Source organism: Burkholderia sp. SRS-25, from assembly GCF_004343765.1.
Lineage (GTDB): Bacteria > Pseudomonadota > Gammaproteobacteria > Burkholderiales > Burkholderiaceae > Burkholderia > Burkholderia contaminans.
Window position 1 is genome coordinate 191,969 of the sequence record NZ_PTXM01000001.1, and the last position, 23,935, is coordinate 215,903.

The 23,935-nt window shown below is 70.4% G+C and carries 23 protein-coding genes; all 23 read left to right on the forward strand.

Annotated features, from left to right (window positions below):
• Positions 1-93 precede the first annotated feature (93 nt).
• From C5O79_RS00870 to C5O79_RS00980, 23 genes are read left to right on the forward strand one after another with little or no spacing between them, the layout of a single operon-like run.
• Positions 94-1,857 carry a fatty acyl-AMP ligase gene (locus C5O79_RS00870; RefSeq protein WP_236862424.1) on the forward strand — a complete coding sequence of 588 codons (1,764 nt, stop codon included), beginning with the start codon at positions 94-96 and terminating at the stop codon, positions 1,855-1,857.
• Complete coding sequence (locus C5O79_RS00875; RefSeq protein WP_071335853.1) at positions 1,854-2,564, forward strand: ABC transporter ATP-binding protein; 711 nt, start codon at positions 1,854-1,856, stop codon at positions 2,562-2,564. Before C5O79_RS00870 ends, C5O79_RS00875 begins: the two co-directional genes overlap by 4 nt.
• Positions 2,536-3,753, forward strand: coding sequence for an ABC transporter permease (locus C5O79_RS00880; protein WP_047853209.1), 1,218 nt, complete (start codon positions 2,536-2,538; stop codon positions 3,751-3,753). Before C5O79_RS00875 ends, C5O79_RS00880 begins: the two co-directional genes overlap by 29 nt.
• Positions 3,750-4,490 carry an outer membrane lipoprotein-sorting protein gene (locus C5O79_RS00885; protein WP_122478067.1) on the forward strand — a complete coding sequence of 247 codons (741 nt, stop codon included), beginning with the start codon at positions 3,750-3,752 and terminating at the stop codon, positions 4,488-4,490. Before C5O79_RS00880 ends, C5O79_RS00885 begins: the two co-directional genes overlap by 4 nt.
• Positions 4,480-5,799, forward strand: a complete 1,320-nt coding sequence (locus tag C5O79_RS00890; RefSeq protein ID WP_122478069.1) for a hypothetical protein — start codon at positions 4,480-4,482, stop codon at positions 5,797-5,799. Before C5O79_RS00885 ends, C5O79_RS00890 begins: the two co-directional genes overlap by 11 nt.
• Positions 5,800-5,814: 15 nt before the next feature.
• Positions 5,815-6,924 (forward strand): hypothetical protein, encoded by a 1,110-nt coding sequence (locus C5O79_RS00895; protein ID WP_124617870.1) that lies wholly within the window; start codon positions 5,815-5,817, stop codon positions 6,922-6,924.
• A 58-nt stretch (positions 6,925-6,982) separates the two neighbouring features.
• Positions 6,983-7,237 (forward strand): acyl carrier protein, encoded by a 255-nt coding sequence (locus C5O79_RS00900; RefSeq protein ID WP_011350104.1) that lies wholly within the window; start codon positions 6,983-6,985, stop codon positions 7,235-7,237.
• A gap of 7 nt (positions 7,238-7,244) precedes the next feature.
• Complete coding sequence (locus C5O79_RS00905) at positions 7,245-8,129, forward strand: hypothetical protein (RefSeq protein ID WP_046547053.1); 885 nt, start codon at positions 7,245-7,247, stop codon at positions 8,127-8,129.
• Position 8,130: 1 nt separating this feature from the next.
• Positions 8,131-8,769 carry a hypothetical protein gene (locus tag C5O79_RS00910; protein WP_124647623.1) on the forward strand — a complete coding sequence of 213 codons (639 nt, stop codon included), beginning with the start codon at positions 8,131-8,133 and terminating at the stop codon, positions 8,767-8,769.
• 1 nt (position 8,770) lies between these two features.
• The gene (locus tag C5O79_RS00915; protein ID WP_046547055.1) at positions 8,771-9,754 is read left to right on the forward strand and encodes a ferritin-like domain-containing protein; all 984 of its coding nucleotides are present in this window, start codon (positions 8,771-8,773) and stop codon (positions 9,752-9,754) included.
• Positions 9,755-9,757: 3 nt separating this feature from the next.
• Entirely contained in the window at positions 9,758-10,741 is a 984-nt protein-coding gene (locus C5O79_RS00920; RefSeq protein WP_046547056.1) for a ketoacyl-ACP synthase III family protein, read from the forward strand.
• Positions 10,731-11,906, forward strand: coding sequence for a PLP-dependent decarboxylase (locus C5O79_RS00925; RefSeq protein ID WP_131931045.1), 1,176 nt, complete (start codon positions 10,731-10,733; stop codon positions 11,904-11,906). Before C5O79_RS00920 ends, C5O79_RS00925 begins: the two co-directional genes overlap by 11 nt.
• Before the next feature lie 24 nt (positions 11,907-11,930).
• On the forward strand, positions 11,931-13,505 hold the full coding sequence (locus C5O79_RS00930; RefSeq protein WP_124474397.1) for an acyl-CoA ligase (AMP-forming), exosortase A system-associated: 1,575 nt from the start codon (positions 11,931-11,933) through the stop codon (positions 13,503-13,505).
• Complete coding sequence (locus tag C5O79_RS00935; protein WP_124474396.1) at positions 13,502-14,593, forward strand: hypothetical protein; 1,092 nt, start codon at positions 13,502-13,504, stop codon at positions 14,591-14,593. Before C5O79_RS00930 ends, C5O79_RS00935 begins: the two co-directional genes overlap by 4 nt.
• A complete protein-coding gene (locus tag C5O79_RS00940) occupies positions 14,593-16,443 on the forward strand; it encodes an acyl-CoA dehydrogenase (RefSeq protein WP_165935637.1) in 1,851 nt (616 codons plus the stop codon). The genes C5O79_RS00935 and C5O79_RS00940 overlap by 1 nt, the downstream gene beginning before the upstream one ends.
• A 1-nt stretch (position 16,444) precedes the next feature.
• Positions 16,445-17,701, forward strand: a complete 1,257-nt coding sequence (locus C5O79_RS00945) for a citrate/2-methylcitrate synthase (protein ID WP_124474394.1) — start codon at positions 16,445-16,447, stop codon at positions 17,699-17,701.
• Positions 17,702-17,736: 35 nt separating this feature from the next.
• The gene (locus C5O79_RS00950; RefSeq protein ID WP_122478095.1) at positions 17,737-18,399 is read left to right on the forward strand and encodes a class I SAM-dependent methyltransferase; all 663 of its coding nucleotides are present in this window, start codon (positions 17,737-17,739) and stop codon (positions 18,397-18,399) included.
• Between the two features lie 3 nt (positions 18,400-18,402).
• Positions 18,403-19,476, forward strand: a complete 1,074-nt coding sequence (locus C5O79_RS00955; protein WP_047853197.1) for a TauD/TfdA family dioxygenase — start codon at positions 18,403-18,405, stop codon at positions 19,474-19,476.
• 13 nt (positions 19,477-19,489) lie between these two features.
• Complete coding sequence (locus C5O79_RS00960) at positions 19,490-20,503, forward strand: ABC transporter ATP-binding protein (protein ID WP_047853196.1); 1,014 nt, start codon at positions 19,490-19,492, stop codon at positions 20,501-20,503.
• The gene (locus C5O79_RS00965; RefSeq protein ID WP_131931046.1) at positions 20,496-21,575 is read left to right on the forward strand and encodes an ABC transporter permease; all 1,080 of its coding nucleotides are present in this window, start codon (positions 20,496-20,498) and stop codon (positions 21,573-21,575) included. Before C5O79_RS00960 ends, C5O79_RS00965 begins: the two co-directional genes overlap by 8 nt.
• A gap of 52 nt (positions 21,576-21,627) precedes the next feature.
• Positions 21,628-22,170 carry a permease gene (locus tag C5O79_RS00970; RefSeq protein ID WP_131931047.1) on the forward strand — a complete coding sequence of 181 codons (543 nt, stop codon included), beginning with the start codon at positions 21,628-21,630 and terminating at the stop codon, positions 22,168-22,170.
• 2 nt (positions 22,171-22,172) lie between these two features.
• Positions 22,173-23,591 carry an FAD-binding oxidoreductase gene (locus C5O79_RS00975; RefSeq protein WP_131931048.1) on the forward strand — a complete coding sequence of 473 codons (1,419 nt, stop codon included), beginning with the start codon at positions 22,173-22,175 and terminating at the stop codon, positions 23,589-23,591.
• 32 nt (positions 23,592-23,623) lie between these two features.
• A complete protein-coding gene (locus C5O79_RS00980; protein WP_047853192.1) occupies positions 23,624-23,866 on the forward strand; it encodes a hypothetical protein in 243 nt (80 codons plus the stop codon).
• Positions 23,867-23,935 lie beyond the last annotated feature (69 nt).

Genomic DNA, 23,935 nt, shown 5'->3' on the forward strand with positions numbered 1-23,935 from the left:
TCATGTCGATCCGGCAAGAATCCCCCTCACTCGACGAACGGCGCCGCCGGCACCGTGGCGCGAGCGGCCGTGTTCCTCAAGGGGAGAATCCTCGTGACGAAGTGCGCATCCACCATTCATCGCCTCATCGAATCGCTCGAGGACGTCGCGGGCGCCATGCATCGCATGACGTTCGTCGACGACGCCAGCAACGAGGCGAGCATCACGTACCGGCGCTTCGCCGAAGAGGTGTTTCGCCAGGCCGGCGCACTGCGCGAACTCGGTGTGCGCGAGAACGACCTGGTGATGCTGGCGCTGCCCGCATCGGTCGGGCACGCGGCGGCGATGATGGCCTGCGTGATGACGGGCGCACTGCCCTGCACCGTGCCCGTTCCCGCGCGCCGCGCCACCGCCGGGCGGCAGGTGATCGACGTCGCATGCGAGCTGTACCGGCCGCGCCTCGTCATCGCCGCGGATGCGCAGTCCGCCGCGTGGCGCGACGACGCGTTTCCCGCTTCATCCACGCGTGTCGTCGATCTCGACACGCTGTCGCTCGTCGCGGATGCCGGTGCGCGCGCGCTGATCAGCGCTAAGCACGGCCGCGATCCGCATCACGTCCAGCTCACGTCCGGTTCGACGTCGCATCCGAAAGCCGCGGTGCTCAGCCACGAGAACGTGATCGCGAACGTGCTCGGCATTGGCGGGTCGGTGCGCTTCGACATCGCGGCCGGCGACGGCACCGCGTCGTGGCTGCCGCTCTATCACGACATGGGGCTGCTCACGCTGCTGTCGAACATGCATTACCGCGCGCCGCTGCTGATGATGCAGCCGAACAGCTTCATTCGTCATCCGCTCGGCTGGTTGAAGCGCATCGCGTCGGCGCGCGCGACGACGACATCGGTGCCGACCTTCGCGCTGCGCTACTGCGTGCGCCGTTTCAATGCCGCCGCGATGGAAGGTGTCGATCTGTCCGCGTGCCGCAACATCTTCATCGGCGGCGAACGCGTGGACGACGCGACGCTGCGCGACTTCGCCGCGACGTTCGCGCCGTACGGTCTCGCGGCCTCGGCACTGCAGCCGTGCTACGGCATGGCCGAATCGACGCTCGCGGTGTCGATGCATCGTGCGTGGCACGAAGGCGCCGTCGACGGTGCGCCGTACGTGATCGCCGACACGCTCGACCGGCGCGCGCTGATCGAGCGCCGCGACGCGCAACCGGCCGCCGCGAACGACGGCGCCGACACCGACACCGAAACCGTGCTCGCGATGGGCACGCCGATCGAGGGCATGGCGTTCCGGATCCTCGACGACGGCGACCACCCGCTGGCGAACCGCGCGGTCGGCGAAGTCGCGATCCGCGGCACGTCGGTGATGCTCGGCTACCTGAACCCCGACGACGGGTCGATCGCCGCGCCGCTGACGGCCGACGGCTGGTTCCGCACCGGCGACATCGGCTACGTCGCGGACGGCCAGCTCCATATCCTCGGGCGCAAGAAGGAAGTCATCATCATTCGCGGCAGCAACTACTTCCCGCACGAAATCGAGGAGGCGCTGGCATCCCATCGCATGCTGCGCAAGAGCACCTGCATCGCGTTCGGGCTGCCCGATCCGGAGACGGGCACCGAGCGGCTGGTCGTCGCGATCGAGGCGCGGCCCGTCGATGCGACGCCGCAGACGCGCGCCGAATGCCAGCAGCTGCTCGCGTCGCGGATCGGCTTCGCCGCGCAGGATCTGTGCTTCGTCGAGCCCGGCTCGCTGCCGCGCACGACGAGCGGCAAGCTGCAGCGCCTGAAGTGCCGCGACCTCTATGCAAACGGCGCGCTGCCCGTGATCCACGCGACGGCCGCCGCCGAAGCCGGCCAGGGGGCGTACGCATGACGACCGCCACGCTCACGCCGGTGCTCGAACTGCGCGACGTCTCGCGCGTGTACGAGGGCGCGGGCCGCGTCGTCGCGGTGCGCGGCGCGACGATCTCGATCGGCCAGCGCGACGTCGTCGCGCTCGTCGGGCCGTCGGGCAGCGGCAAGAGCACGCTGCTCAACCTGGCCGGTTTTCTCGACGTGCCGAGCGCCGGCGAACGCTGGCTCGAAGGCCGCCGGATCGACGATGCGCCCGACACGCTCGAGCGAATTCGCCGCGAGCGCATCGGCTTCGTGTTCCAGCAGTTCAACCTGATTCCGGTGATGTCCGCGCTCGAAAACGTCGAACTCGGCTGCTTCGCATGGGGCACGCCTCGCACGCGGCGCGAGCGCGCACGCGCGATGCTCGACGCGGTGGGGCTCGCCGCGCGCGAACGCCACCGCCCCGGCGAGCTGTCCGGCGGCGAGCAGCAACGGGTCGCGCTGGCCCGCGCGCTCGCGAAGGAGCCGGCGATCGTGATCGCGGACGAACCCACCGCCAGCCTCGACAGCACCAACGCACGGGCGGTGGCCGAGCTGATCCTCGACACCAATCGCACGCTGGGCACCGCCTTTCTGATTGCGTCGCACGACGATCGTCTGTGCGCGCACCTGCCGCGCCGCATCGAGATGCGCGACGGCGTACCGGGAGTGAATCGTGAACTGGTCGACGTTTGCGTGGCGTAACCTCTGGCGCAACAAGCGCCGCACCGTGCTGACGATGGCGATGATCGGCGTCGCCGCGTTCGCGTCGAGCCTCGCGCTTGGCTACGTGATCGCGACCTTCGACGCGGTGCGCGAAGGGTCGATCGACAGCGGCGTCGGCCACGTGCAGGTGCTGCACCACGGCTATCTCGACCTGATCGGCGAGCGGCCGCTGCAGTACGGGCTGACCGCCGACGAGCAGGCCACCGCCACGCACGCGATCGCGGCACTGCCCGGCGTCGCGACCACCGCGCGCGGCATCGACTTCGACGGGTTGATCTCGAACGGCGATCTCAGCTACGGCTTCGTCGGCGAAGGCATCGAGCCGAACCGCGAGCCGCCCGGCTTCTTCGACTATCACACGGTGCTGTCGGGTCGCTACCTGTCGCCGACGAATGCCGGCACCGAAGTCGTCGTCGGCGCCGAACTCGCGCGCAAGCTCGGCGTGCACGTCGGCTCGGTCGTGCAGCTGATGGCGTCGACCGCGCACGGCGGCATCAACGCGACCGATGCGCAGATCGTCGGTGTGATGAGCACCGGCAACAAGGACGTCGACGAACGGATCGTCAACGTGACGTTCACCGCCGCGCAGGCGCTGCTGCGCACCGACCGCGCGTCGCGCATCGCGGTGTTCCTGTCGGACACCGCGCACACGCCGGCCGCCGCCGCCACGCTGCGCGCCGCGCTGCCCGCGCTCGACGTGAAGACCTGGGACCAGCTCGTGTCGCTCTATCACCAGGTCGTCGCGCTGTACAAGAACCAGTTCTCGGTGTTCGGCGCGATTCTCTGCCTGACCATCCTGCTGTCGATGAGCAACTGGATCCTGATGAGCATCGTCGAGCGCCGCCGCGAGATCTCGACACTGCGCGCGCTCGGCGTGCCGGCCGCGACGGTGCGCGGCGTGCTGATCCAGGAGACCGCCTTCCTCGGCCTGCTGGGCGCGGCCGCCGGCATCGCGGTGGCGCTGCTGACGATGGTTGCGCTCAATCACGCGCAGATCCACCTGCCCCCGCCGCCGGGCCGCGTGAAGTCGATCCTGCTCGAATTCACGGTCTCGCCGGCCGCCGTGGCCGCCGTCGAAGGCGCGTTCGTCGTGCTCGGGGTGGCCGCCGCGCTGCTCGCGACGCTCGGCCTCGCCAAACGCAACATCCTCGAAGGACTCGCCCCATGATTCGCATTCGCCACCTGGCCGCCGCGCTCGTCGCGTGCGCGCCGCTCGTTCACGCCGCCGACGCCCCGACGGCCCAGGCCATGCTCGCCCGTGCCGACGCATACCGCAGCACGGCCGCCGATACGCAGACCAACATCCAGATCACGAACGAAGTCGGCGGGCAGTCCGGCGACGCGACGCGCTACCTCGTCTATACGCGCGGCAACGGCGACACGCTTGCGCTGACGCGCAGCGGCGAGAACGACGGCCAGAAATATCTCGCGACGACGCGCGGCCACTGGTTCTACGTGCCGAACACGCGCAGCGCGGTACGCATCAACGGGATGCAGCGGCTGCAGGGCGAGGTCGTGATCAGCGACATCACGCGCACGCACTGGGCGGACAGCTATCACGCGTCGGCCGCGCCGGGCGCGACGACGATCGCCGGCAAGCCGGCCACCGAGCTCGACCTGACCGCGACCGATCCCGACAACGTCTACCCGACGATCAAGCTGTGGATCACGCCCGACACCGACGTGCCGGTGCGCGCGCAGTTCTTCCTCGCGAGCGGCCTGCTGTTCCGCAGCGCCGACTTCTCCGCACCGGTCGACGCGAACGGGCGCAAGGTGATCCGCAAGATCACGTATCGCAACGAGATCGAGAAGCAGCGCGCGAGCGTCGTCGACATCCTCGACGGCCAGCCGCGCAAGATTCCGTCGGGCTGGTTCAACCCCGACACGCTTGCCGATGGCCAGTGACCACGACGCCCATGTCGACGCCCATCGTGACCGCCTCCGTCCATCATCCGGCCGAATCTGGCCCGCCGCCGCGCTCGCCGTCCCGCTTGCGCTCGGCTGCACGCTCGCGCACGGAGAATCGCTGATGGAACAGTTGAGCACGCTGAACGGCATCGCGTACGCACGCACCGTCGACAGCATGGATGGGCACGCGCTGCTGGGGAACCTGATCGGCGACCAGCCGCGCAACCTGCAGGAAGCCGGCCTGCTCGCGCGCATCGACGGCGAGAACCTGTTCATGAACGCCCGCGCCGTTGCCGGCAATCACTCGCTCGGCGCGCAGTCCACCCGCTTCAACGAGGCCGGCGTGCGCTACGCGTTCGACAACGGCATCACGCTCACCGCCGGCAAGCGGATCGATCCGCTCGACACGTCGCAGGCGTTCTTTCCGCTCGGCTTCTTTCAGAAGCGCGCCGCGACGGCCGACATCTACGACCGCTACGGCGATGTCGAAGGCACGCCGCTCGTCGAAGCGAAATGGGCCGGCGAACAGACCACGCTGCAGTTCATCGCCGGCGAGAACCGCACGCTGCGCAGCGACGTCGACAACCGCGACGTGCAGGGCGCGACGCAGCTCGTGCGCGGCGCGTACAACTGGTCGGGCGGATCGGCCGCGTTGCTCGCGGGCCGGCACGCAGGACACGGGGGCGCCGGCGCGACGCTGTCGTTCGACGTCGCGCGCTCGAACACCGTCTATGCAAGCGCATGGCTCGAGCGCGGCACGACGCGTCCGCTGCCCGCCTTCATCGCAAACGGCACGCCGCTCGATTCCCCGGCCGCGTACGACGCGGTCGATCGCCGCAACGATCGCCAGATCATGTGGCGCAGCGCTGTCGGCATGCAGAGCGCACTGCCCGGCAACTTCTCGCTGATCGTCGAGTGGTCGCACGACGAGGCACGCTACGACGCGAACCAGTGGCGCCAGATGGTCGGCGCGACGCGCGTGAACAACGCGCTGCTGCCCGTCGCGCCCGGCGCGGCACTGGCCGGCCTCGGCGGCACGGCCGATTTCGTGAGCGTCGACGGCAACCTGCGCGACTACCTGTTCGCCCGGCTCGGCAAGAAGATCGGCCGCGTCGAGTATTCGCTGCGCGGCGTCTATTCGCCGCAGGACAAGGGCCTGCTCGCGATCGCGCAAGTCGTCGCCGACGTGAACAAGCGCGTGAGCGTCGATGTCGCGGTCACCCGTGCGTTCTCCGACAGCAACTCCGAGTACCGGATGGTCGGTCTCGGCACCCGTATCGACGCCGCCGTGCGCGTGCGCTTCTGACAGGAACCCTGCCCCATGTCCACGCTTTCCGCTCCCGCTTCGTCCGCCGGCCCGCTCGCGACCGCACCGCTGCTGCTGCGCGTGGCCGACCAGGCCGCGTATCCGGTGCTGCGCCACTTCGACACGATCGCATCGCTCGGCATGCCGCCGCGCGCGGCCGCCCGGCTCGTCGAAGCAGCTGCCGTGCGGCTGCTCGACAGCGAGATGGTGATCGCACTGCATGCCGCCACGCCGGACGTGCTGCCCGATTCGTCCGCATCGACGCCGCTGCGGCACGACGAAGCGCCGCTCACCGAAGCGCTGCTCGAACAGATCGGCCGCGAAGGGTTTCATCACCTGTTCAAGCCGTTCATGCGTGCGTTCATCCGCATCATGTTCGGGCTGTTCTTCTCCGACGACCAGAACCGTCGCGCATGCGAATGCATCGACAGCGGCCACAACTTCGCGTTCCTGATGAGCGACGGCGGCGGCCCGACGCTCGCCGCATGGCGCACCGTCGTGCGCAGCGACGACCACGGCCTCGCGCTCACCGTCGACAAGGTGTGGGGCATCGAAGCGCATCGCGACTGCATGGCGGTGGTCGCCGCACGGCTGCCGGGCGTGATGTTCCCGGCTGCCTATCTCGTGTGGCCCGACGAGTACCGGAAGCTGAAGCGCACGACCTGCGGCGCGCCGTTCCTCGCGGGCAACCTGCAGCTCGCGAACGTCGGCGGCCAGGTGCGCGTGAACGCCGAAGATCGCCTGCGGATCGGCGGCCCGACCGTGTTCAACAAGTACCTGACCGTCGTGCGCCCCTACTTCGTGCGCGCGCTGATGGCGCACGTCGGCTGGCTCGAACGCACCGGCCGCGTCGAACTCGATGCCGACGCGCGCGCCGTCCACCAGTTCATCGCCGACGCCGCGCGCAGCCAGACCGACGACGCGCACTACAGCTTCGGCAAGGTGCAGCGCGTGCTCGCGATCAAGCTGCTGTCGAACGAATTCCTGACCGCGCTCGTGCGCGACGGCAGGGTCGCCACGTTCGACGACCAGCGCGACCTGCTGGCGTTTTCGAAGATGGAAGGCAGTTCGTACCGTTGTTATCACGAGCTTCGCAAGAGCCTGCGCTGCGAAGCCGGCAGTTGACCCACGCGACAGGCCGATCGATCCCGATCAACCCACTTCATTATCAGGAGCTCCTCTCATGACGACCCAGAACGTTCCGGCCGACGCGCTCGACATCCTGTCCCGCGAAGTCGCGAAGATCCTCAACGTCGAAACCGTCGACACCGACGCCGGCATCGGCGAACTCGGCATCGATTCGCTGAACATCGTCGAGCTGATCGTGTTCTGCGAACAGCTCTACGGTTCGATCGACCCGGAAGCGCTGAACATCACGCAGTACACGACGCTGCAGCAGCTCGACGCGCAACTGCGCCGCCAGCAGCACGCTGCCTGACACGACGATGCTCGCGCCCCTTGCGACCGTGGCGGCTCCCGCCGCCCAGCCGGCCCCGGCGACCGCGCTGACCGTGCAGGCGCTCGCGTACCGGCGCGTCGCTCCGTCGCGCGACGGCGCGGCCGTGCCGCTCGACGACACGGCCCGCGCGATCGGCACGCTCGCGTGCGCCGAACGCGAGCGGCTGTGCGGCGCGGTCGGCGCGGACGACTACGTGGTCAGCTCGACGATCCTGTCGATGCTGCTGATGAACGATTCGCCGCAGCATCGCGTGTTCGCTCAGGCACTGGCCGGTGCAAACGACTACACGCCCGACTGGATGACCTGCTCGTACGAATGCGCGGGCTGGGGCTACGTATTGCGCCGCTCGCTCGCCACCGCGGCCGAGACCGGGCCGCGCACGCTGCTGCTGCAGATCGTCGACATCGACGTGCACGGCTACACGTACTGGCACGGCAACCCCGCCTGGGGACGCTCGGGCTTCGGCGTGTGCACGCTGCTCGTCGACGTCGGCCGCGAAGCGTCATCGTCGGCGCCGTCGGTGCTGGCCGAGGCCGCGCCGCCGGCCAGCGCGGTCGTGCGGCTGGGCCGCGACATCCGCACCTTCTGCGCGGCCCGCCCCGGCTTGCACGCGGCGCTGCCGTTCTTTCCGGCGACGTCGCGCCGTGCGCTGCTCGCGTCGGTCGGCAAGACGCCGCTGCTGCCGGACGGCCACGGGGTGTTCGGTCATGCGTTCGGCAGCGATCCGTGGCTGTCGGTGCTGCTCGCGCATCGCGACGGCGACACGCCGCGCCGCGCGGCCGTCTGCTCGCTCGCGCTGAACGGCTATTACGCGGTCGCCGACGTCGCGTTCGCGCCGGACGCGACGTTCTCTCTCGACGACGAGGCGTGACATGGTGCGACCCGTTCACTTCACCTACCGGATCGAGCGTGACGCGCGGCGGCCGGTCGCGGTCGCCGCGAGCGCGTACCGGATGCCGCTCGACACGCCGGCCGACTATGCGCGTGCCGCACTCGCGGAAACGGCCGGCGACGTGTACGACGCCGGCGCCATGCATACGGGCGATGCGCACGGCGGCGATCGCCGTGTGTTGCTCGACCACGTCCAGTACTTCGCATTCCTCGCCGAAATCACCGCGCGAATCCGCGACGCCGTGCATCCGGACGCCCGCCTGTTCATCGAAGTCTGCGCGCCGTACTTCGGTGCGTTGCCGGCCGAACTGCTCGCGCCGCACGTGCTGCTCGGCGTGCACCTGTACGACGAAGCATTGCGCGATGCCGCGCGCGGCGCCCCGGTCGTGTGGATCGGCGACCGGATCCTGCGCGATGCGGAGTTCGCCGGCGACAACCGCGTGTGCTGCGCGATCTGGCCCGCGCGGCTCGCCGACGCGTTCGACGCGCAGCTGCGCGGCCCGTGGCCGTCGTATGCGATCCGCCTCGACCCGCACCCGGCCGCCCCGCGCGGCGCGGCTGCGGCGCTTACCGATTCCGCCCATCATTCCGGCGCCGCCGCGCGGCCGGGGAGACCTTGAAATGACTGACACGCTCACCGTTATGCAGGACACGGCCGACATCCGCTGGTCGATGCCCGTCGACGCCCTGATGTCGAACGACTACGCACTGCGCGAAGAGGCGCTGAACCGGTTGTACGAAAAGGCGAAGGCCGCGCAGTGGGACGTCGCGACCGATGTCGACTGGAGCCACGATCTCGATCCGGCGAACCCGCTCGGCATGCCCGACCCGACGCTGCTGATCTACGGCACCGAGCTGTGGGGCAAGCTTTCGGACACCGACAAACGCGAGGTGCGCCATCACGCGCAGGGCTGGCTGCTGTCGCAGATCCTGCACGGCGAGCAGGCCGCGCTGATCTGCGCATCGAAACTCGCATCGGCCGAGAACGGCCTGAGCGCGCGGCTGTGCGCGGCCGCGCAGATGATGGACGAAGCGCGCCACGTCGAGGCGTACGCGAAGCTCGTGAACGAGAAGCTCGACGTCAGCTACCCGATGAGCCGTTCGCTGAAGGGGCTGCTGCACGACACGATCACGAGCAGCGCGCTCGACATGACGAACCTCGGAATGCAGGTGCTCGTCGAGGGCATCGCGCTGTCGATCTTCCAGAGCGTCGTCGCGTACAGCACCGATCCGTTCATCAAGGACCTGTTCGTGCGGATCCAGCGCGACGAATCGCGCCACTTCGCGGTCGGCCGGATCACGCTGTGCCGCGTGTATGCGGAGATGAGCGCGGTCGAACTGCGCGAGCGCGAAGAGTTCGTCTGCGAAGGCGCGGCCGTGCTGTACGAGCACCTGTGCGCGGACGACATCTGGGAACCGATGGGGCTGTCGAAGCGCGAATGCAGCGCGATGGTGCGCGAGTCGCCGGTCTCCAGCTCGATCCGCCGCTCGATCTTCCGGCGCCTGGTGCCGACGATCCGCGAGATGGGCCTGCTCACGCCGACCGTGCAGGCGACCTTCGAAAAACTCGACGTCCTCGACTACGCGGCAATGCCGCTCAACTGAACCATGACGACGACCTCCTCCCAAGCGTCACGCGATTTCTGGATCGGCATCGACGCGGTGGCCTACGAGCTGCCGGGCCTGCCCGTCGACATCGAGGCCTGGGCCGCCGAGCGCGACTACCCGGCGCAGCGGGCCGCGGCGATCGCGCAGTCGGGCAGCCGCTATTTCCACATGGCGCTCGACACGAGCGAGACCGATCTCGCGATCGCGGCGGCCGGCCGCCTGCTCGACACCGCGCGCGTGCATCCGTCCGACATCGGCGCGATCGTGCACGTGCATACGCAGCAGTTCAGCGTGCCGCCCGCGCCGCGCAGCCTGCCGCACGAGCTGGCCGCGCAGCTCGGCATCGAGCCGTTGTGGCTCGGCTCGGTCGCGCAGCTGAACTGCGTGTCGGTCGCGGCCGGCATCGAGACGGTGCGCGCGCTGATGCGCCGCTATCCGCAGCTCGACGCGGCGCTCGTCGTGTCGTCCGACCGCGTGTACGGCGAGGATTACCGGATGCGGCAGATGACGGGCGTGCAGTGCGACGGCGCGGCCGCGATGCTGATCGCGCGCAACAGCACGAAGAACCGCCTCGGCGGCATCGCGATCGAGACGCATGCGAAATGGCATCGCGGCTCGGATACCGTCGCGGCGAACGAGGCCGACCTGATCATGATGGAGTGGCCGTACACGCGCAAGGCGATCGACGCTGCGGTCGCGCTCGAGCCGCACGCGCTCGACGCGTACGAGCTCGTGCTGCCGCACAACGCCGACCTGCCCGGCTGGAACGCGCTGTGCCGCGCGATGCGCGTGCCGGCCGAGCGGCTCTATGCGGAGAACATCCATGCGCGCGGCCACGCGTGCTGTTCGGATTTTCCGATCAACCTGGCCGACGTCGGGCTCGACGCGGTCGCGCGCGGCCAGCGTGTGCTCGGCGTGATGCAGTCGAACTGCGGCGCGTACGCGGCCGCCACGCTCCATCCGGTGGGCCGCCATGACGCCTGAGCGCCCGCTTCCGCCCGCCGGCGACCACGCGTGGATCGCCGACCTGCGCACGCCGTGCTACGTGTACGAGCCGGAAGTCGCGATCGCGCGATACCGGTCGCTGAAGGCACGGCTCGGCACGCGGCTGATCGTGTCGCTGAAGGCGAACCCGAACCAGGACATGCTCGCCCGCTGCGCGCACGCGTACGAGGATGGCGTCGAACTCGCGAGCCGCGGCGAACTCGATGCGGTGATCGGCCGGATCAAGACGCCGCGCTACCTGAACAACCCGTCGATGGACGAGATGTTCATGCGCGCCGGGCTCGCGTCGCGCTGCCATTTCGTGCTCGACAACCCGGACGCGGTCGCGCGCTTCGTGCCGCTGGCGCGCGAGGCGGCGGCCGGCGGCAGCACGCCGGGCTCCGTGCTGCTGCGCGTGAATGCCGGCGCGCTGGCCGGCGACGATGCACGCGCGCTGTGGCACGACCACTTCGGGATGACGCCGAACGAGGCGCACGACGCGGTGCGCACGCTCGCCGCCGCCGGTTTGCAGGTAGCCGGGCTGCACGTGTTCTCCGGCCCGCATTCGTTCATCCGCCAGGACGCGGCGCAGCCCGACACGCTCGTGTTGCCCGAACGGCTCGCGGCACTCGCCCGCGATCTCGCGCCCGCCAACGGCGCGCCGCTCGCGTCGCTGAGCCTCGGCGGCGGCTTTGCCGACGATCATCCGGGCGATGCCGCGTTCGAACGCTATGCGACCGCACTCGCGCCGCTCGCCGGGCAGTACTCGCTCGCGCATGAATCCGGCCGCGCGATCTTCGCCGATGCGGGCGTGTTCGCGACGCGCGTCGTCGCGGTCAAGACGTGGCAGGACCGCACGATCGCCGTCTGCGACGGCGGACTGTCGCATGCGTTCCTGCTTGCGCAGACCGAATCGGTGATGCGCCGCCTCGCCGCGCCGTCACTCGTGCGCCGCACGCCGGCTCAGCCGGCGCGTGGCGTGCCGACGATCTACGTCGGCAGCACGTGCAGCCGCGCGGACGTGATCGGCCGCGACGACACGAGCGCGCCGCCGCAGGTCGGCGACATCGCCGTGTTCGCGCGCTGCGGCGCCTATCACCGCACGTACTCGATGGCGCATTTCCTGTCCCACGAAGCCGCGCACGTGTACGTGCGGCCCGCCTAGACCAACCTGAGAGAGAAGCCGATCATGAACGCCCTGATCAGCGTCGCCGACCTGCTCGAACACGGCGCCGCGCGCTGGCCGCAGCATCCCGCGTATACCGACGGCGGCGGCACGATGACCTACGAACAGCTCGCACGCGCGGTCCGCCGCGCGGCCGCCGCGCTCGCGTCGCGCGGTGTGCAGCCCGGCGAGCGCGTGGCCATCTACGCGCCGAAACGCATCGAAACCGTGGTCGCGATGCTCGCGGCCAACGCGCTCGGCGCGATCTTCGTGCCGGTCAATCCGCAGTTGAAGGAAGCGCAGATCGAACACATCGTCGCCGACAGCGGCGCGGCGCTGTTCATGACCGGCGCGCAGCGATTGAAGCGCCTGCCGGCGCTCGCTGCGCTCGTCGGCGAACGCGCGATGCTGATCGAGGAACTTGCCGACACGATCCACGCAGCCGGCGCCGACACACCGGCACCGCTTCCCGCCGGCCGGCCGGTGGACGACGATCCCGCCGCGCTGCTCTACACGTCCGGCTCGACCGGCAAGCCGAAAGGCGTGGTCGTGTCGCACCGCAACCTCGTGTCGGGCGCGTTCAGCGTCGCCGCGTACCAGGGGCTGGCCGACGACGACGTCGTGCTCGGCGTGCTGCCGCTCAGCTTCGACGCGGGCCTGAGCCAGCTCACGACCGCGCTGGCCGCTGGCGCGTGCTATGCGCCGCTCGACTTCCTGCAGCCGGCCGAAGTGCCGCGCCATTGCGACGCGTTCGGCGTGACGTCGATCACCGGCGTGCCGCCGTTGTGGATGCAGCTCGCGTCCGCCGGCTGGAGCGATACGGCGCGCATGCGGATCCGCCGCTTCGCGAATACCGGCGGCCATCTGGCGACACCGCTGCTGCACCGCCTGCAGGCGGTGTTCACGAACGCCGCGCCGTACCTGATGTACGGGCTGACCGAGGCATTCCGCTCGACCTACCTGCCGCCGTCCGAAGCGGCGCTGCGCCCGACGTCGATCGGCAAGGCGGTTCCGAACGCCGAAATCCTCGTGCTGCGTGCGGACGGCAGCGAATGCGCGGCCGACGAACCCGGCGAACTCGTGCATCGCGGCGCGTTCGTCACGCTCGGCTACTGGAACCGGCCCGAGCTGACCGCGCAGCGTTTTCGCCCGCTGCCGCGCCGGCACGGCGAGATCCCGCGCCCGGACGTCGCCGTGTGGTCCGGCGACATCGTGCGGCGCGACGCGGACGGCTACCTGTATTTCGTCGCGCGCGGCGACGACATGATCAAGACGTCCGGCTATCGCGTCAGCCCGACCGAAGTCGAGGACGTGCTGTTCGCGCTGCCCCACATCCGCGAGGCCGCCGTGTTCGGTGTGCCGCACGCATCGCTCGGCGAGGCGATCGCCGCCTGCGTCGTGTCGACGCTCGACGCCGACGCGTGCCGCGCCGACATCGCGCGCGCCTGCCGCGACGCATTGCCGACCTACATGAGCCCGCTCGTCGTCGAGCCGCTGCCGGCGTTGCCGCGCAACCCGAACGGCAAGATCGACCGCCCCGCGCTGAAAAACCAGTATCGCGACGCGTTCGCGCCCACGAACGAGGAGACCGCCGCATGACCCTGTCGACGCTCGATGAAACCTGCCTCGGCGCGCGCCGCATCGCCGAACCCGGCACGCTGGCCCTGTCGGGCGGCGTCGTGGTGCTACCGCCCTCGGTCGTGTTCAGCGCGATCCAGGCGCAGGAGCGCCATCCCGGCTACCGGCACCTGCTGCTGCCGCAGGCGCGCTTTGCCCGGCCGCGCGGGATGGGCGCACTGACCCCTGACGAAAGCACGCGCCTCGCGCCGGGCGGCCGGCCCACGCTGCGGGTCGCGCCGCCCGGGCGCAGCCTCGCCGATCTCGCCGCCGACGCGGCCCTCGACCTGCGCGACCAGCTCGGCTCCGGGCAGCTGGCCCGCACGACCCACGTGATCGTCGCGAGTTGCGCGCTCAATGAAGGCATCGGCGATTCGGTCGTCGGCCGCATGCAGTACGAGCTCGGCCTGCAGCGCGTGACGCCGTTCGCGCTCGGCCAGAACGGCACGCTCGGCTGGTATTCGGCGCTGATGCTGCTCGACGGGCTGCTCGACGAAGGCGACCAGGCACTCGTGATCCTCAGCGACAAATGGCTCTACCCGTTCTTCCGCCAGTTCGGCGACCTGGTCGGCTACGGCGACGCGGCCGCTGCGCTGCTCGTGTCGCGCGCGGGCGCGGCGCCCGAGCCCGCCGACTGGGGCGGCGTGCGGTCCGTCGCGGTCGAATTCGGGCCGTCGATCGCCGATCCGTGGGCCGACGCGCCCGGCACGTTGCGCGACACGCTCGCGCCGGTCGCCGCGCGTGCGATCCGCCGCGCGCTCGACATGGCCGGGCTGCGCGCCGGCCAGATCGACTGGTGCGTGCCGCCCGGCTTCGATCCCGGCTTCGCGGCGCGCGTGGCCGACGCGGCGTCGATCCCGGTCGCCGCCCGCATCCAGCATGAAGCCGCGGGCCACCTGTCGTCGGCCGAATCGGCGGCCGCGCTGATCCGGCTCGCGGGCGCGCTCGACGAAGGCGAACGCCGCACGGTGCTCGTGTGGGATGCGGCACTGCATGGCGCGGCGGCAGCGGCCGTCGTGGACCTCGCCGGCGGCCTCGACGCCGCGCTCGATATCGAAGGAGACGCGTGATGAGCGCCTACAAGGTGAGCCTGCGCGAGCTGCGCTTCTTTCTGTGGGAACTGTTCGAAGCCGACAAGCGGTTCCTCGCGGAACACGGCCTGTACGGCACGCACGACCGCGCGTCGATCGATGCGCTGCTCGAACGCGCACGCGATTTCGCGCTCGACCTTGGCCGCAGCTACCAGCAGGCGGACGTCGAAGGCTGCACGCTGCTCGACGACGGCCAGGTGCGCATTCCGTCGCATTTCCATGCACTTTGGGCGCGCTTTCGCGACGAATGGTCGAACACGCTGTTCGGCACCGCGCACGGGCTGCCGCCGATCGTCACGCAGATGATCTACGAGATGTTCATGGGCGCGAACCCGTCGTTCATGACGTACGGCGGCTTCACGCGCCCCGCGATCAAGCTGCTGCAGATGCACGGCACGCCGCACCAGAAGGCGCTGATCACCCCGCTCGAGGCGTACCGCTGGGATGCGTGCTTCTGCGCGACCGAACCGCAGGCCGGCACCGACCTCACCGCGGTGGCGCTGCGCGCGACGCCGCTCGAACGCGACATCTATGCAATCGACGGCGAGAAGGTCTACATCTCGGCCGGCATGCACGAACTGACCGAGAACACGCTGTATTTCGTGCTCGGCCGCATCGACACCGCGTCGCCGGACTCGTTCTCGCTGTCGTGCCTCGTCGTGCCGCGCTTCTGGCCGGACGAGGAAACGGGCGAGCTGCAATCGAACCATGTCGACTGCATCGGCCTGCCGCGCAAGATGGGGCTCAAGGGCTGTGCGAACACGCACCTGGTGTTCGGCGCGAACGGCACGACCAGGGGCTGGCTGCTCGGCGGACGGCGCAACGTCGGCCTGCTGCAATTGATGCCGCTGATGAACCAGGCGCGGATGAGTACCGGGATGTTCGGTGTCGGCGTCGCGTCGAGCGCGTACCTGCATGCGGTCGAGTATGCGGGCCGCCGGCTGCAGGGCCGGCCGATCGAGCGTGCGTCGAACACCCACGCGGCGCGCGTCGCGATCGTCGAGCACGCGGACGTGCAGCGCATGCTGGTCGACATGAAGAGCCGCGTCGACGGCTGCCGCGGCCTGCTCGGCAAGCTCGCCGCGACCGCCACGCGCGCGGCGATGCTCGAAGCGACGCCCGATGCCGACGCGGCCGAGATCGAGCGCCACCGCAAGCTCCAGCTGCTGCTGACGCCGATCTGCAAGGCGTTCATCTCCGACCAGGCGTGGCGGATCTGCGAAACCGCGATCCAGGTGCACGGCGGGCTCGGCTATACCGATGCGAGCCCCGTCGAGCAGAACGCGCGCGACGTGAAGATCCTGTCGATCTGGGAAGGCACGAACTACATCCAGGCGCAGGACCTCGTGCGCGACAAGCTCGGCTTCGGCCGCCATTCGCGGCTGATCCAGTACTACCGCGACGAACTCGACGTGTTCCTCGCGCGCCAGCATCACACCGGCACGCATGCGGAGCTGCGCCCGCTGTTCGACGCGCTGCGCGCAGGCGCCGACCGGATCGCCGCCGCGCTCGACGACATCGCGCGCGACGTGCAGGACGGTCACACACACCGCAGCAGCCAGTTCTACACGCGCTTTCTCGAGATGTTCGGCGTCGTCACGTCGGCGTGGGTGCTGCTCGAATCGGCGACGATCGCCGCGCGCCGGCTCGACGCACCGGACACCGCCGATACACCGTCCGAACTCGCGTTCTATCGCGGCAAGCTGAAAAGCGCGCGCTACTACTTCGCGAACGTGCTGCCTGTAGTGGATCAGCACGCGGCCGTGATCGCCGCGATGGCGCATGCGGCGATCAGCGTCAGCAGCGAAGAACTCGCGCAGGTGGAATGACATGGATACGACGCTCGATTCCGCCGCGACCGCTTCGACCGCCATGCCCACTTCGGCCAGCGACGCGCCGCGCAACCTGCTCGGCCGCCCGGCGACGCGCCATCGCGGCACCGACATCGACGGCGCGACGCTCGAACCCGAAGCGCTGCGCGTGCGCGATCTCGACCTGAACGCGCTGATCGGCGCGACGACGTTCGAAGGCGCGCTCGCGCACCTGTGGTTCGACGTCGCGCCCGGCAGCGCCGAGCATCGCGCATACGAGGCGGCAATCGGCGCGCGGCTCGCCGCGTTCGCCGATGCACTCGCGCCCGGCTCCGCCGCGCAGTCCGTCGCCGCGGATCTCGGCGCGGCGGGTGTCGCGCCGGTGTTTGCCGCGGCGTCCGGCCTGCTGCGCGGCTTCGACGACGTGGCGGCCCGTGTGCACGGCGAAGCACCGGACGACGCGGATCTCGACACGATGCTGCTATGCGCGGCGGCCGCGCCGTTCCTGCTGCACGCGGCAATCGAAGGCCGCCCGTTCGCCGCACGCGACGACTCGATCGGCGCATCGCTCGCCGGCACGTCGAGCCACGCGCAACGCATGCTCGTGCTGACCGGCGCGACGCGCAACGACGCCCCGGCGCAAGCCGCAATGGACATGCTGCTCGTCGCGTGGCACGCCGGCTTCGGCTACATCACGCCGACCGTGCTCGCGCCGCGTGTCGCGATCGGCACCGGCGTCACGCTCACGCAGGCCATCGCGTCCGGTTTCCTCGCGAGCGGGCCGTCGCACGTCGGCGCGGCGCTCGAAGCGATGCACTGGCTCGCCGCGCTCGCGCAGTCGGTCCCGGGCGGCACCGGCGCACCGCCTGCCGCGCTCGACGCAACCGGGCGCGCGGCAATCGATGCCACGCTCGATGCGAAACGCACGCTGTACGGCTTCGGCCATCCGCTGTTCGTCGCCGACCCGCGTCCGCCGCACATGCGCGCGCGGTTCGCGACGCAAGGCTTCGACGGCGCGTACATGACGCTGTTCGACGCGTGCTGCGCGCAGGCCGACGCCCGCCGCGCGTTGCGCCCGAACATCGATTTCCTGACGGCCGCGACGCTGCTCGAACTCGGTGTCGACGCGCCGTCGTGGGGCGTCGGCGTCGGGCTCGGCGCGCGCATCGCGGCGATGGCCGCGCATGCGGTCGAGCGGCGCCGCCGCCCTGCTTTCGGCGTCAACAGCGCGACCGCGCGACGGCTGCTCGCCGCCGTGCCGGTCGGCTGGCTGTGAACCATCATCCCTCCGCACTCCGCAAAAGGACCGTCATGCTGCTCAAGAACCTGCGCCCGGCGAACGACTACGATCGCTTCGCCACCGAAACGCTCGAACCGTGGGACCTGCTGTTCATCAGCCGCATCCGCCAGCTCGCGCGCGGGATGACGCCCGGCGTGATCGCCGACATCGGCACGGCCACCGGCGTCGTGCCGGTGCGGCTCGCGACCGACCCGGCGATGCGCGGCTGGCGCTACGTCGGGATCGACCTCGATCCGGCGATGCTCGACGAAGGCCGCCCGCGCATCCATGAACTCGACCTCGACGACACGATCGAGATGCGCGTCGGCGACGCGCTCGCGCTGCCGTTCGATGACGGCACGCTGACGATGGCCGTCGGCCGCGCGACGCTGCACCACCTGCCGGACAAGGCGCTCAGCCTCACCGAGATGTACCGTGTGCTGGAACCGGGCGGCATCGCGCTCGTGCACGACATGCGCCGCGACGCGCCGCAGCACCTGCTCGACCGCTTCACCGAGATGCGCGCCGCCGCCGACTATCCGCCGACCCACGTCGAGGAAAAGATCACGCTCGACGAAGCGCACGCGCTCGTCGCCGATGCCGGTCTCGCGGCAGTCGCGTCGATCTACAGCCCGAGCGCCGGGCTCGGTGCGCTCGGCTTCGAGATCCTGCTGAAGAAACCGGCGCTGGCCTGAGTGATGACCGACCTCGCCTTCCTCGCCGCGCACGCCGCCGCACGGCTCGGCGCCGACGACGTGTACTGCTCGGCGGTCGCGCCCGGCGCGACGCTGCCGCTGTGCGTGACGCCGCGCAGCGCCGAACTCGCGACCTCGCCGGAGATGTTCGTCGCGTGGTACCGCTCGCGGCTCGATACGATCGACACGCTGCTCGACGCGTGCGGCGCGCTGCTGTGGCGCGGCTTCGCGGTGCCCGACACCGCCGCGTTCGGCCAGCTCGGCGCGCTGTATCCGGCGTACGCGAACGGCTACACGGCCGGCGCCGCGCCGCGCAAGCAGATCGACGGCCAGGTGTACGAATCGACCCGCATGCCGCCGCCGTTCAAGATCGGGCTGCACCAGGAGATGGCCTACATGCCAGCGTTCCCGCGCCTCGTCGCGTTCTATTGCCGGCAGCCGGCCGATGCGGGCGGCGAAACGCCGATCTGCGACATGCGGCGCGTGACGGCGCGCGTGCCGGCCGCGCTGCGCGAACGGTTCGCCGAACGCGGCGTGATGTACCTGCGCAATTTCGCGGCGCCCGGCGAGCGCGCGGACGGCCTCGCCGCCAATCCGGGCATGCCGTTCGCCGAATACCACCGGCCGTGGGATGACGCATTCGGCACGCGCGAGCGCGACGAAGTCGAGCGGCTGTGCGCGGAACGCGGTGTCGGCTGCCGCTGGCTCGACGACGGCAGCGTGACCGTGTCGCACGTCGGCAGCGCGCTGCGCGCGCATCCGCGCACCGGCGAAACCGTGTGGTTCAACCAGGCGAGCGCGCAGCACCCGAACCCGCGCTCGATGGGCGAGCTCAGCTACCGCTACCTGCAGCGCATGTACGGCGGGCGCGCCGCGTTCCCGTACGAGATCCGCTATGGCGACGGGTCGCCGATGCCGTTCGACGATCTCGTCGCGATCTACGACGCGCTCGACGACGAGGAGCTCGCCTTCCCGTGGCAGGCCGGCGACGTGCTCGTCGTCGACAACATGCTGGTCGCGCACGGCCGCAACCCGTATCGGGGCGCGCGCGACACGCAGGTCATGCTGTTCGACTGACAGGAAGCCGACGATGAGCGATTCGTTCCTCGCCTCCGTGCGCGCGCTGTTCGGCCCGCACACCGCGTTCGACCGGCCGCTGCGCACGGCCGCCCAGCCGCTGCCCGACGCCCACGCGCCGGGCGCGGCGCTCGGCGCGCGCGCGATCGACGTCGCGGCCGGCGATTTCCGTTTTTCCGCGCGGCACGTGCGGTTCCGGCTCGGCGCCGTCACCGCGATCGTCGGGCCGAACGGCTCCGGCAAGACCACGCTGCTCGAAACGCTGCTCGGCTTCCGGCGCGGCGGCACCGACGTGCGCGTGCTCGACGTGCCGGCCGCGCGCTTCATGCGCGATACGCCGTCGCTGCGGCGCATCGGCGCGCAATTGCAGAAGGTCGAGTATCCCGACCATCTTCGCGTGTCGGAGATCGTTGCACTGCACCGCGCGATGTACGTGCACGCGGATGCCGCGGTCACGGATGCGCTCGGCATCGCCGAACTGCTCGACAAGCCGTGCCGCGCGTTGTCGAAGGGGCAGCGCCAGCGCATCGACCTCTACGTGGCGCTGGCGCACCGGCCGGAACTGGCCGTGCTCGACGAGCCGTTCACCGGCCTCGACCGTCGTTACGCGGGCGTCGTGATCGACCTGCTGCGCCACCGTGCGCGCGGCACGAGCGTCGCGATGATCTGCCACGCCGAGGAAGAGCTCGCCGTCGTCGACGATCTCGTGTGGGTACGCGACGGCGGCGTGCGCTACCAGGGCGACAAGGACGCGCTGCGCGCCGAACTCGTCGGCGACGCGCGCGCGGTCCTGCACTGCCGCGACGAAGCCGACGCACGTGCGCTGCGCAAGCGGCTTGCAGCGCTGCCCGGCGTGACCGGCGTGCGCGTATCGGCCGCGCACGTCGTCGAGGTGTTCGGCGATGCGACGCTGCATCCGAACGTGCACCGCATCGTCGGCGAACGAGGCATCCAGCATCTCGCGCTCGCGCCGAGCACGCCGGGCGACCTGCTGCGCCTCTGTACCGAGGGTCCTTCCCATGACTAAGGTGTTCCTGATCCTCGTGCGCAACGAGCTGCTCGGCTATCTGCGCAGCCGCTCGTCGCTGTTCTGGACGCTCGTGTTCCCGGTGTTCCTGCTGAGCGTGATGCTGTTCGCGTTCGGCGGATCCGGTTCGCTCGGTACCGCGGACATCGTATTCGCCGTACCCGGCGGCACGACACCGTACAGCCGCGCATGCGAAGCGCAAATCGTCGAGAGCCTCACGCACAGCGACACGGTGAAGGCGACCTTCGACGGCCGCGGCGCGGCGGCCGATCGCGTGACCGTCGTGCTCGGCAGCGACGAGCGCACGCCTGCGACGATCCGCTACGACTTCAACGGCTCGCTCGCGGTCAAGGCCGCATCGCGCGTCGTCGAGATCGCGCTCGCGCGCTGCGCCGCGCAGCGTCTCGGGCTACCCGCCGCGCAAGCCCGCTTCGAGAACGCGGCACCGGCGCGCCGCCCGTTCGACTACGGCGCGTTCTTCGCGACCGGCATTCTCGTGATGGCGTTCATGGCGATCGGCCTCAACTCGACGACGACCGCGATCGCGTCGCTGCGCGAACGCAATACGTTCAAGCTGTACGTGTGCTTCCCGGTCTCGCGCGGCGTGTTCCTCGCGGCGCTGATCGTCGCGCGGATGATCATGATGGCGCTGTCCGCGCTCGTGCTGCTGACCGTCGCGCGCGTGGCGTTCGGCATCGCGCTGCCGATCGCGACGCCCGACGGGCTGCGCGCATTGCCGATCGTGCTGCTCGGCGCGGCGATGGTGCTCAGCATCGGCGTGCTGCTCGCGAGCCGCGCCAGGTCGCTGGCCGCCGCCGAACTCGCGTGCAACGTCACCTACTACCCGCTGCTGTTCTTCAGCGACCTGACGATCCCGATGCACGACGCGCCGGCCTGGCTGAAGGCCGTGCTCGCGTTCCTGCCGACCAACCAGTTCGCGGTCGCACTGCGCGGCGCGCTGGTCGACGGCGCCCCGTATGCGCAGCTCGCGCCGCAACTGCTCGGCATGGCCGCGAGCACGGCGCTGTTCCTGTTCGCCGCCGCGCGGCTGTTCCGCTGGCACGACGCTTGACGCGTCGCCCGCCGTTTCGAATTTCGACGTTTCGACGAAGGAGAACCCCCCGATGAAATCGAGCAATCCCATAACCGACTACCTGCTGCACGCGAGCAACTTCCTGCCGGCGATCGTGTTCCTGTTCTATGGCCGGCTCGGGCCCGAGCAGCCGGACGTGCGCTGGACCCACGCGTTCCTGATCGGCGGCGTGCTCGCGCTCGTGCACGGCGCGTGGCTGCTGCGCCGCGCGGACCGCAACAGCATCGCGCTCGGCGTCGACCTGTTCCTCGTGATCGGCGCAGCGCTCGCGCTCGTGTCGCCGACAGGTAGCCGCCTGTGGGGCGAGGAACTCGGCCCGGCCGCGATGCTCGTCTGCGTGCTGGTCGTCGGCATCGTGCACACCGCGTGGTCGGACGGCGGTTTCGTCGACGGTACGTTCGTCGACCATGCACGCGCCCGTTCGCTGTCGATCGTGCTGCTCGCCGTCACCGTCGTCGCGCTCGCGGTGTCGATCACGATGCGCCACAGCCCGCTGTGGGGCGGCGTCGTGCCGCTGATCGCGCTGGTCGTCGTGCGTGGCCGCCTGCGCAAGCAGCTCGTGCGGGCCGGCTGACGATGAGCGCGCTGCCCGACCGCGCCGCGCAGCGGCACGCACTCGCCGCGACGCTCGGCGACGGCTGGCTCGATGGCGCATCTCCTGACGCGTGTTCATCGTATGAAACGGATGTGACACTGCACGGCGGCATCGCGCTCGGCATCGCCCGGCCCGCGTCGACCGCCGACGCGAGCGCACTCGCCCGAGTCGCCGTCGCGCACCGCATCGCGCTGGTCGCGCAGGGCGCGCGCACCGGGCTCGTCGGCGCGGCCATACCCGATCGCAGCGGCACGCAATGCGTGGTGTCGTTCGACCGGATGCGCGCGGTGCGCGCGTTCGACGCCGCGAATCGCAGCATCACGGTCGAGGCCGGCGTGCGGCTGTCGGACATCAACCGCGTGGCGGCCGAAGCCGGCCTCTGCCTGCCGATCGACCTCGGCAGCGATCCGGCGGCCGGCGGCCTCGTCGGCGCGAACGCGGGCGGCAGCCGCCTGATCAAGTACGGCGACGTGCGCCGCAACGTGCTCGGCGTCGAAGCCGTGCTCGCCGACGCGGCGGGCACCGTGATCGACGCGCTCGCGCCGCTGCGCAAACGCAACGCGGGCTTCGACGTCACGCAATGCTTCATCGGCGCGAACGGCGCCAACGGGCTCGTGACGGCCGTGTCGTTCGCGCTCGCGCCGCTCGAACGGTCGTCGTGCGCCGCGTTCGTCGCGTTCGCGTCGTACGACGCGGCGCTCGCCGGCCTGGTCGCGTTCGAGCGTGCGTTCGGCGAGATGCTGTCGGCATTCGAATTCATGTCCGCGGCGGCCGTCGGCTGCGTCGCGGCCGCGTATCCGGCGTCGCGCATTCCGTTCCAGGCCGACGCTGCCGCGTGCTATGCACTCGTCGAGATCGCAACCGGCATGCCGGGGCTCGATGCACTGCTCGAGGAACGCACGATCGCGACGCTCGACACGCTGGCGAGCGAACACGTGGTGCTCGATGCGGCCTGCGCGCCGGCCGAACGGTTCTGGCGGATCCGCGACGCACTGCCGGCCGCGGTGGCGCAGGACGCCATCCCGCTGTCGTTCGACGTGTCGTTTCAGCGCGGCGCGCTGGCCGCGTTCGTCGGCGACGCAGAGCAGTGGATCGCGGCCGCTCATCCGTCGCTGCGCTGTCACGCGTTCGGGCATTTCGGCGACGGCGGCTGCCATCTCGTCGTGTCGATCCCGCACGCCAGTGCTGGCCGCTACGGGCCGCTGCAGCAGGTGGCGCTGCGCGGCGCGCTGTACGACCGTGTCGTGCGGGCCGGTGGCTGCTTCAGCGCCGAGCATGGCGTCGGGCCGGTCAACGTCGCGTATTACCGCAAGCATGTGCCGGCCGCGCAACGGCAGGTCGCCGCCGCCATCCAGCACGCCGTCGACCCGCTGGGTCTTGTCGGGCGTGTCCGCTATTGATGCGCCGTTGCGCGGCGCCACGGAGAATTCGCATGATCCTTCGACATCCACCCGGCCCGGATTCCGTTTCCGAACCGGATGCCGACCCGCCGTTCTCCGGCATCCCGGCCACGCTGCCCGACTCGGGGGTCGTGGTCAACGTGCGAGGCGTGGCGTACGTCATCAAGCTGCCGCCGCGCGATCATGCGCGCCCGGCGCTGTGGCGCGAGCTCGAGGATTGGCGTGGCGACCGGTCGGCGGGCGGCAACGGCGAGCCAGATGCGGGGCAGGATTGAGCGTTCATGTGCGCTCCGCTGCCTTGAAAGGCCACCGCGGAAACGACTGCGGCGCCGGACAACCCAGAT

What these genes read in the sequence shown, in the direction of transcription:
- C5O79_RS00975 (WP_131931048.1), top strand. Translation starts at nt 22,173, where the DNA reads ATGAGCGCGCTGCCCGACCGCGCCGCGCAGCGGCACGCACTCGCCGCG.
- C5O79_RS00945 (WP_124474394.1), top strand. Translation starts at nt 16,445, where the DNA reads ATGGATACGACGCTCGATTCCGCCGCGACCGCTTCGACCGCCATGCCC.
- C5O79_RS00910 (WP_124647623.1), top strand. Translation starts at nt 8,131, where the DNA reads ATGGTGCGACCCGTTCACTTCACCTACCGGATCGAGCGTGACGCGCGG.
- C5O79_RS00915 (WP_046547055.1), top strand. Translation starts at nt 8,771, where the DNA reads ATGACTGACACGCTCACCGTTATGCAGGACACGGCCGACATCCGCTGG.
- C5O79_RS00905 (WP_046547053.1), top strand. Translation starts at nt 7,245, where the DNA reads ATGCTCGCGCCCCTTGCGACCGTGGCGGCTCCCGCCGCCCAGCCGGCC.
- C5O79_RS00920 (WP_046547056.1), top strand. Translation starts at nt 9,758, where the DNA reads ATGACGACGACCTCCTCCCAAGCGTCACGCGATTTCTGGATCGGCATC.
- C5O79_RS00895 (WP_124617870.1), top strand. Translation starts at nt 5,815, where the DNA reads ATGTCCACGCTTTCCGCTCCCGCTTCGTCCGCCGGCCCGCTCGCGACC.
- C5O79_RS00970 (WP_131931047.1), top strand. Translation starts at nt 21,628, where the DNA reads ATGAAATCGAGCAATCCCATAACCGACTACCTGCTGCACGCGAGCAAC.
- C5O79_RS00955 (WP_047853197.1), top strand. Translation starts at nt 18,403, where the DNA reads ATGACCGACCTCGCCTTCCTCGCCGCGCACGCCGCCGCACGGCTCGGC.
- C5O79_RS00940 (WP_165935637.1), top strand. Translation starts at nt 14,593, where the DNA reads ATGAGCGCCTACAAGGTGAGCCTGCGCGAGCTGCGCTTCTTTCTGTGG.
- C5O79_RS00950 (WP_122478095.1), top strand. Translation starts at nt 17,737, where the DNA reads ATGCTGCTCAAGAACCTGCGCCCGGCGAACGACTACGATCGCTTCGCC.
- C5O79_RS00885 (WP_122478067.1), top strand. Translation starts at nt 3,750, where the DNA reads ATGATTCGCATTCGCCACCTGGCCGCCGCGCTCGTCGCGTGCGCGCCG.
- C5O79_RS00980 (WP_047853192.1), top strand. Translation starts at nt 23,624, where the DNA reads ATGATCCTTCGACATCCACCCGGCCCGGATTCCGTTTCCGAACCGGAT.
- C5O79_RS00900 (WP_011350104.1), top strand. Translation starts at nt 6,983, where the DNA reads ATGACGACCCAGAACGTTCCGGCCGACGCGCTCGACATCCTGTCCCGC.
- C5O79_RS00875 (WP_071335853.1), top strand. Translation starts at nt 1,854, where the DNA reads ATGACGACCGCCACGCTCACGCCGGTGCTCGAACTGCGCGACGTCTCG.
- C5O79_RS00960 (WP_047853196.1), top strand. Translation starts at nt 19,490, where the DNA reads ATGAGCGATTCGTTCCTCGCCTCCGTGCGCGCGCTGTTCGGCCCGCAC.
- C5O79_RS00930 (WP_124474397.1), top strand. Translation starts at nt 11,931, where the DNA reads ATGAACGCCCTGATCAGCGTCGCCGACCTGCTCGAACACGGCGCCGCG.
- C5O79_RS00890 (WP_122478069.1), top strand. Translation starts at nt 4,480, where the DNA reads ATGGCCAGTGACCACGACGCCCATGTCGACGCCCATCGTGACCGCCTC.
- C5O79_RS00935 (WP_124474396.1), top strand. Translation starts at nt 13,502, where the DNA reads ATGACCCTGTCGACGCTCGATGAAACCTGCCTCGGCGCGCGCCGCATC.
- C5O79_RS00965 (WP_131931046.1), top strand. Translation starts at nt 20,496, where the DNA reads ATGACTAAGGTGTTCCTGATCCTCGTGCGCAACGAGCTGCTCGGCTAT.
- C5O79_RS00925 (WP_131931045.1), top strand. Translation starts at nt 10,731, where the DNA reads ATGACGCCTGAGCGCCCGCTTCCGCCCGCCGGCGACCACGCGTGGATC.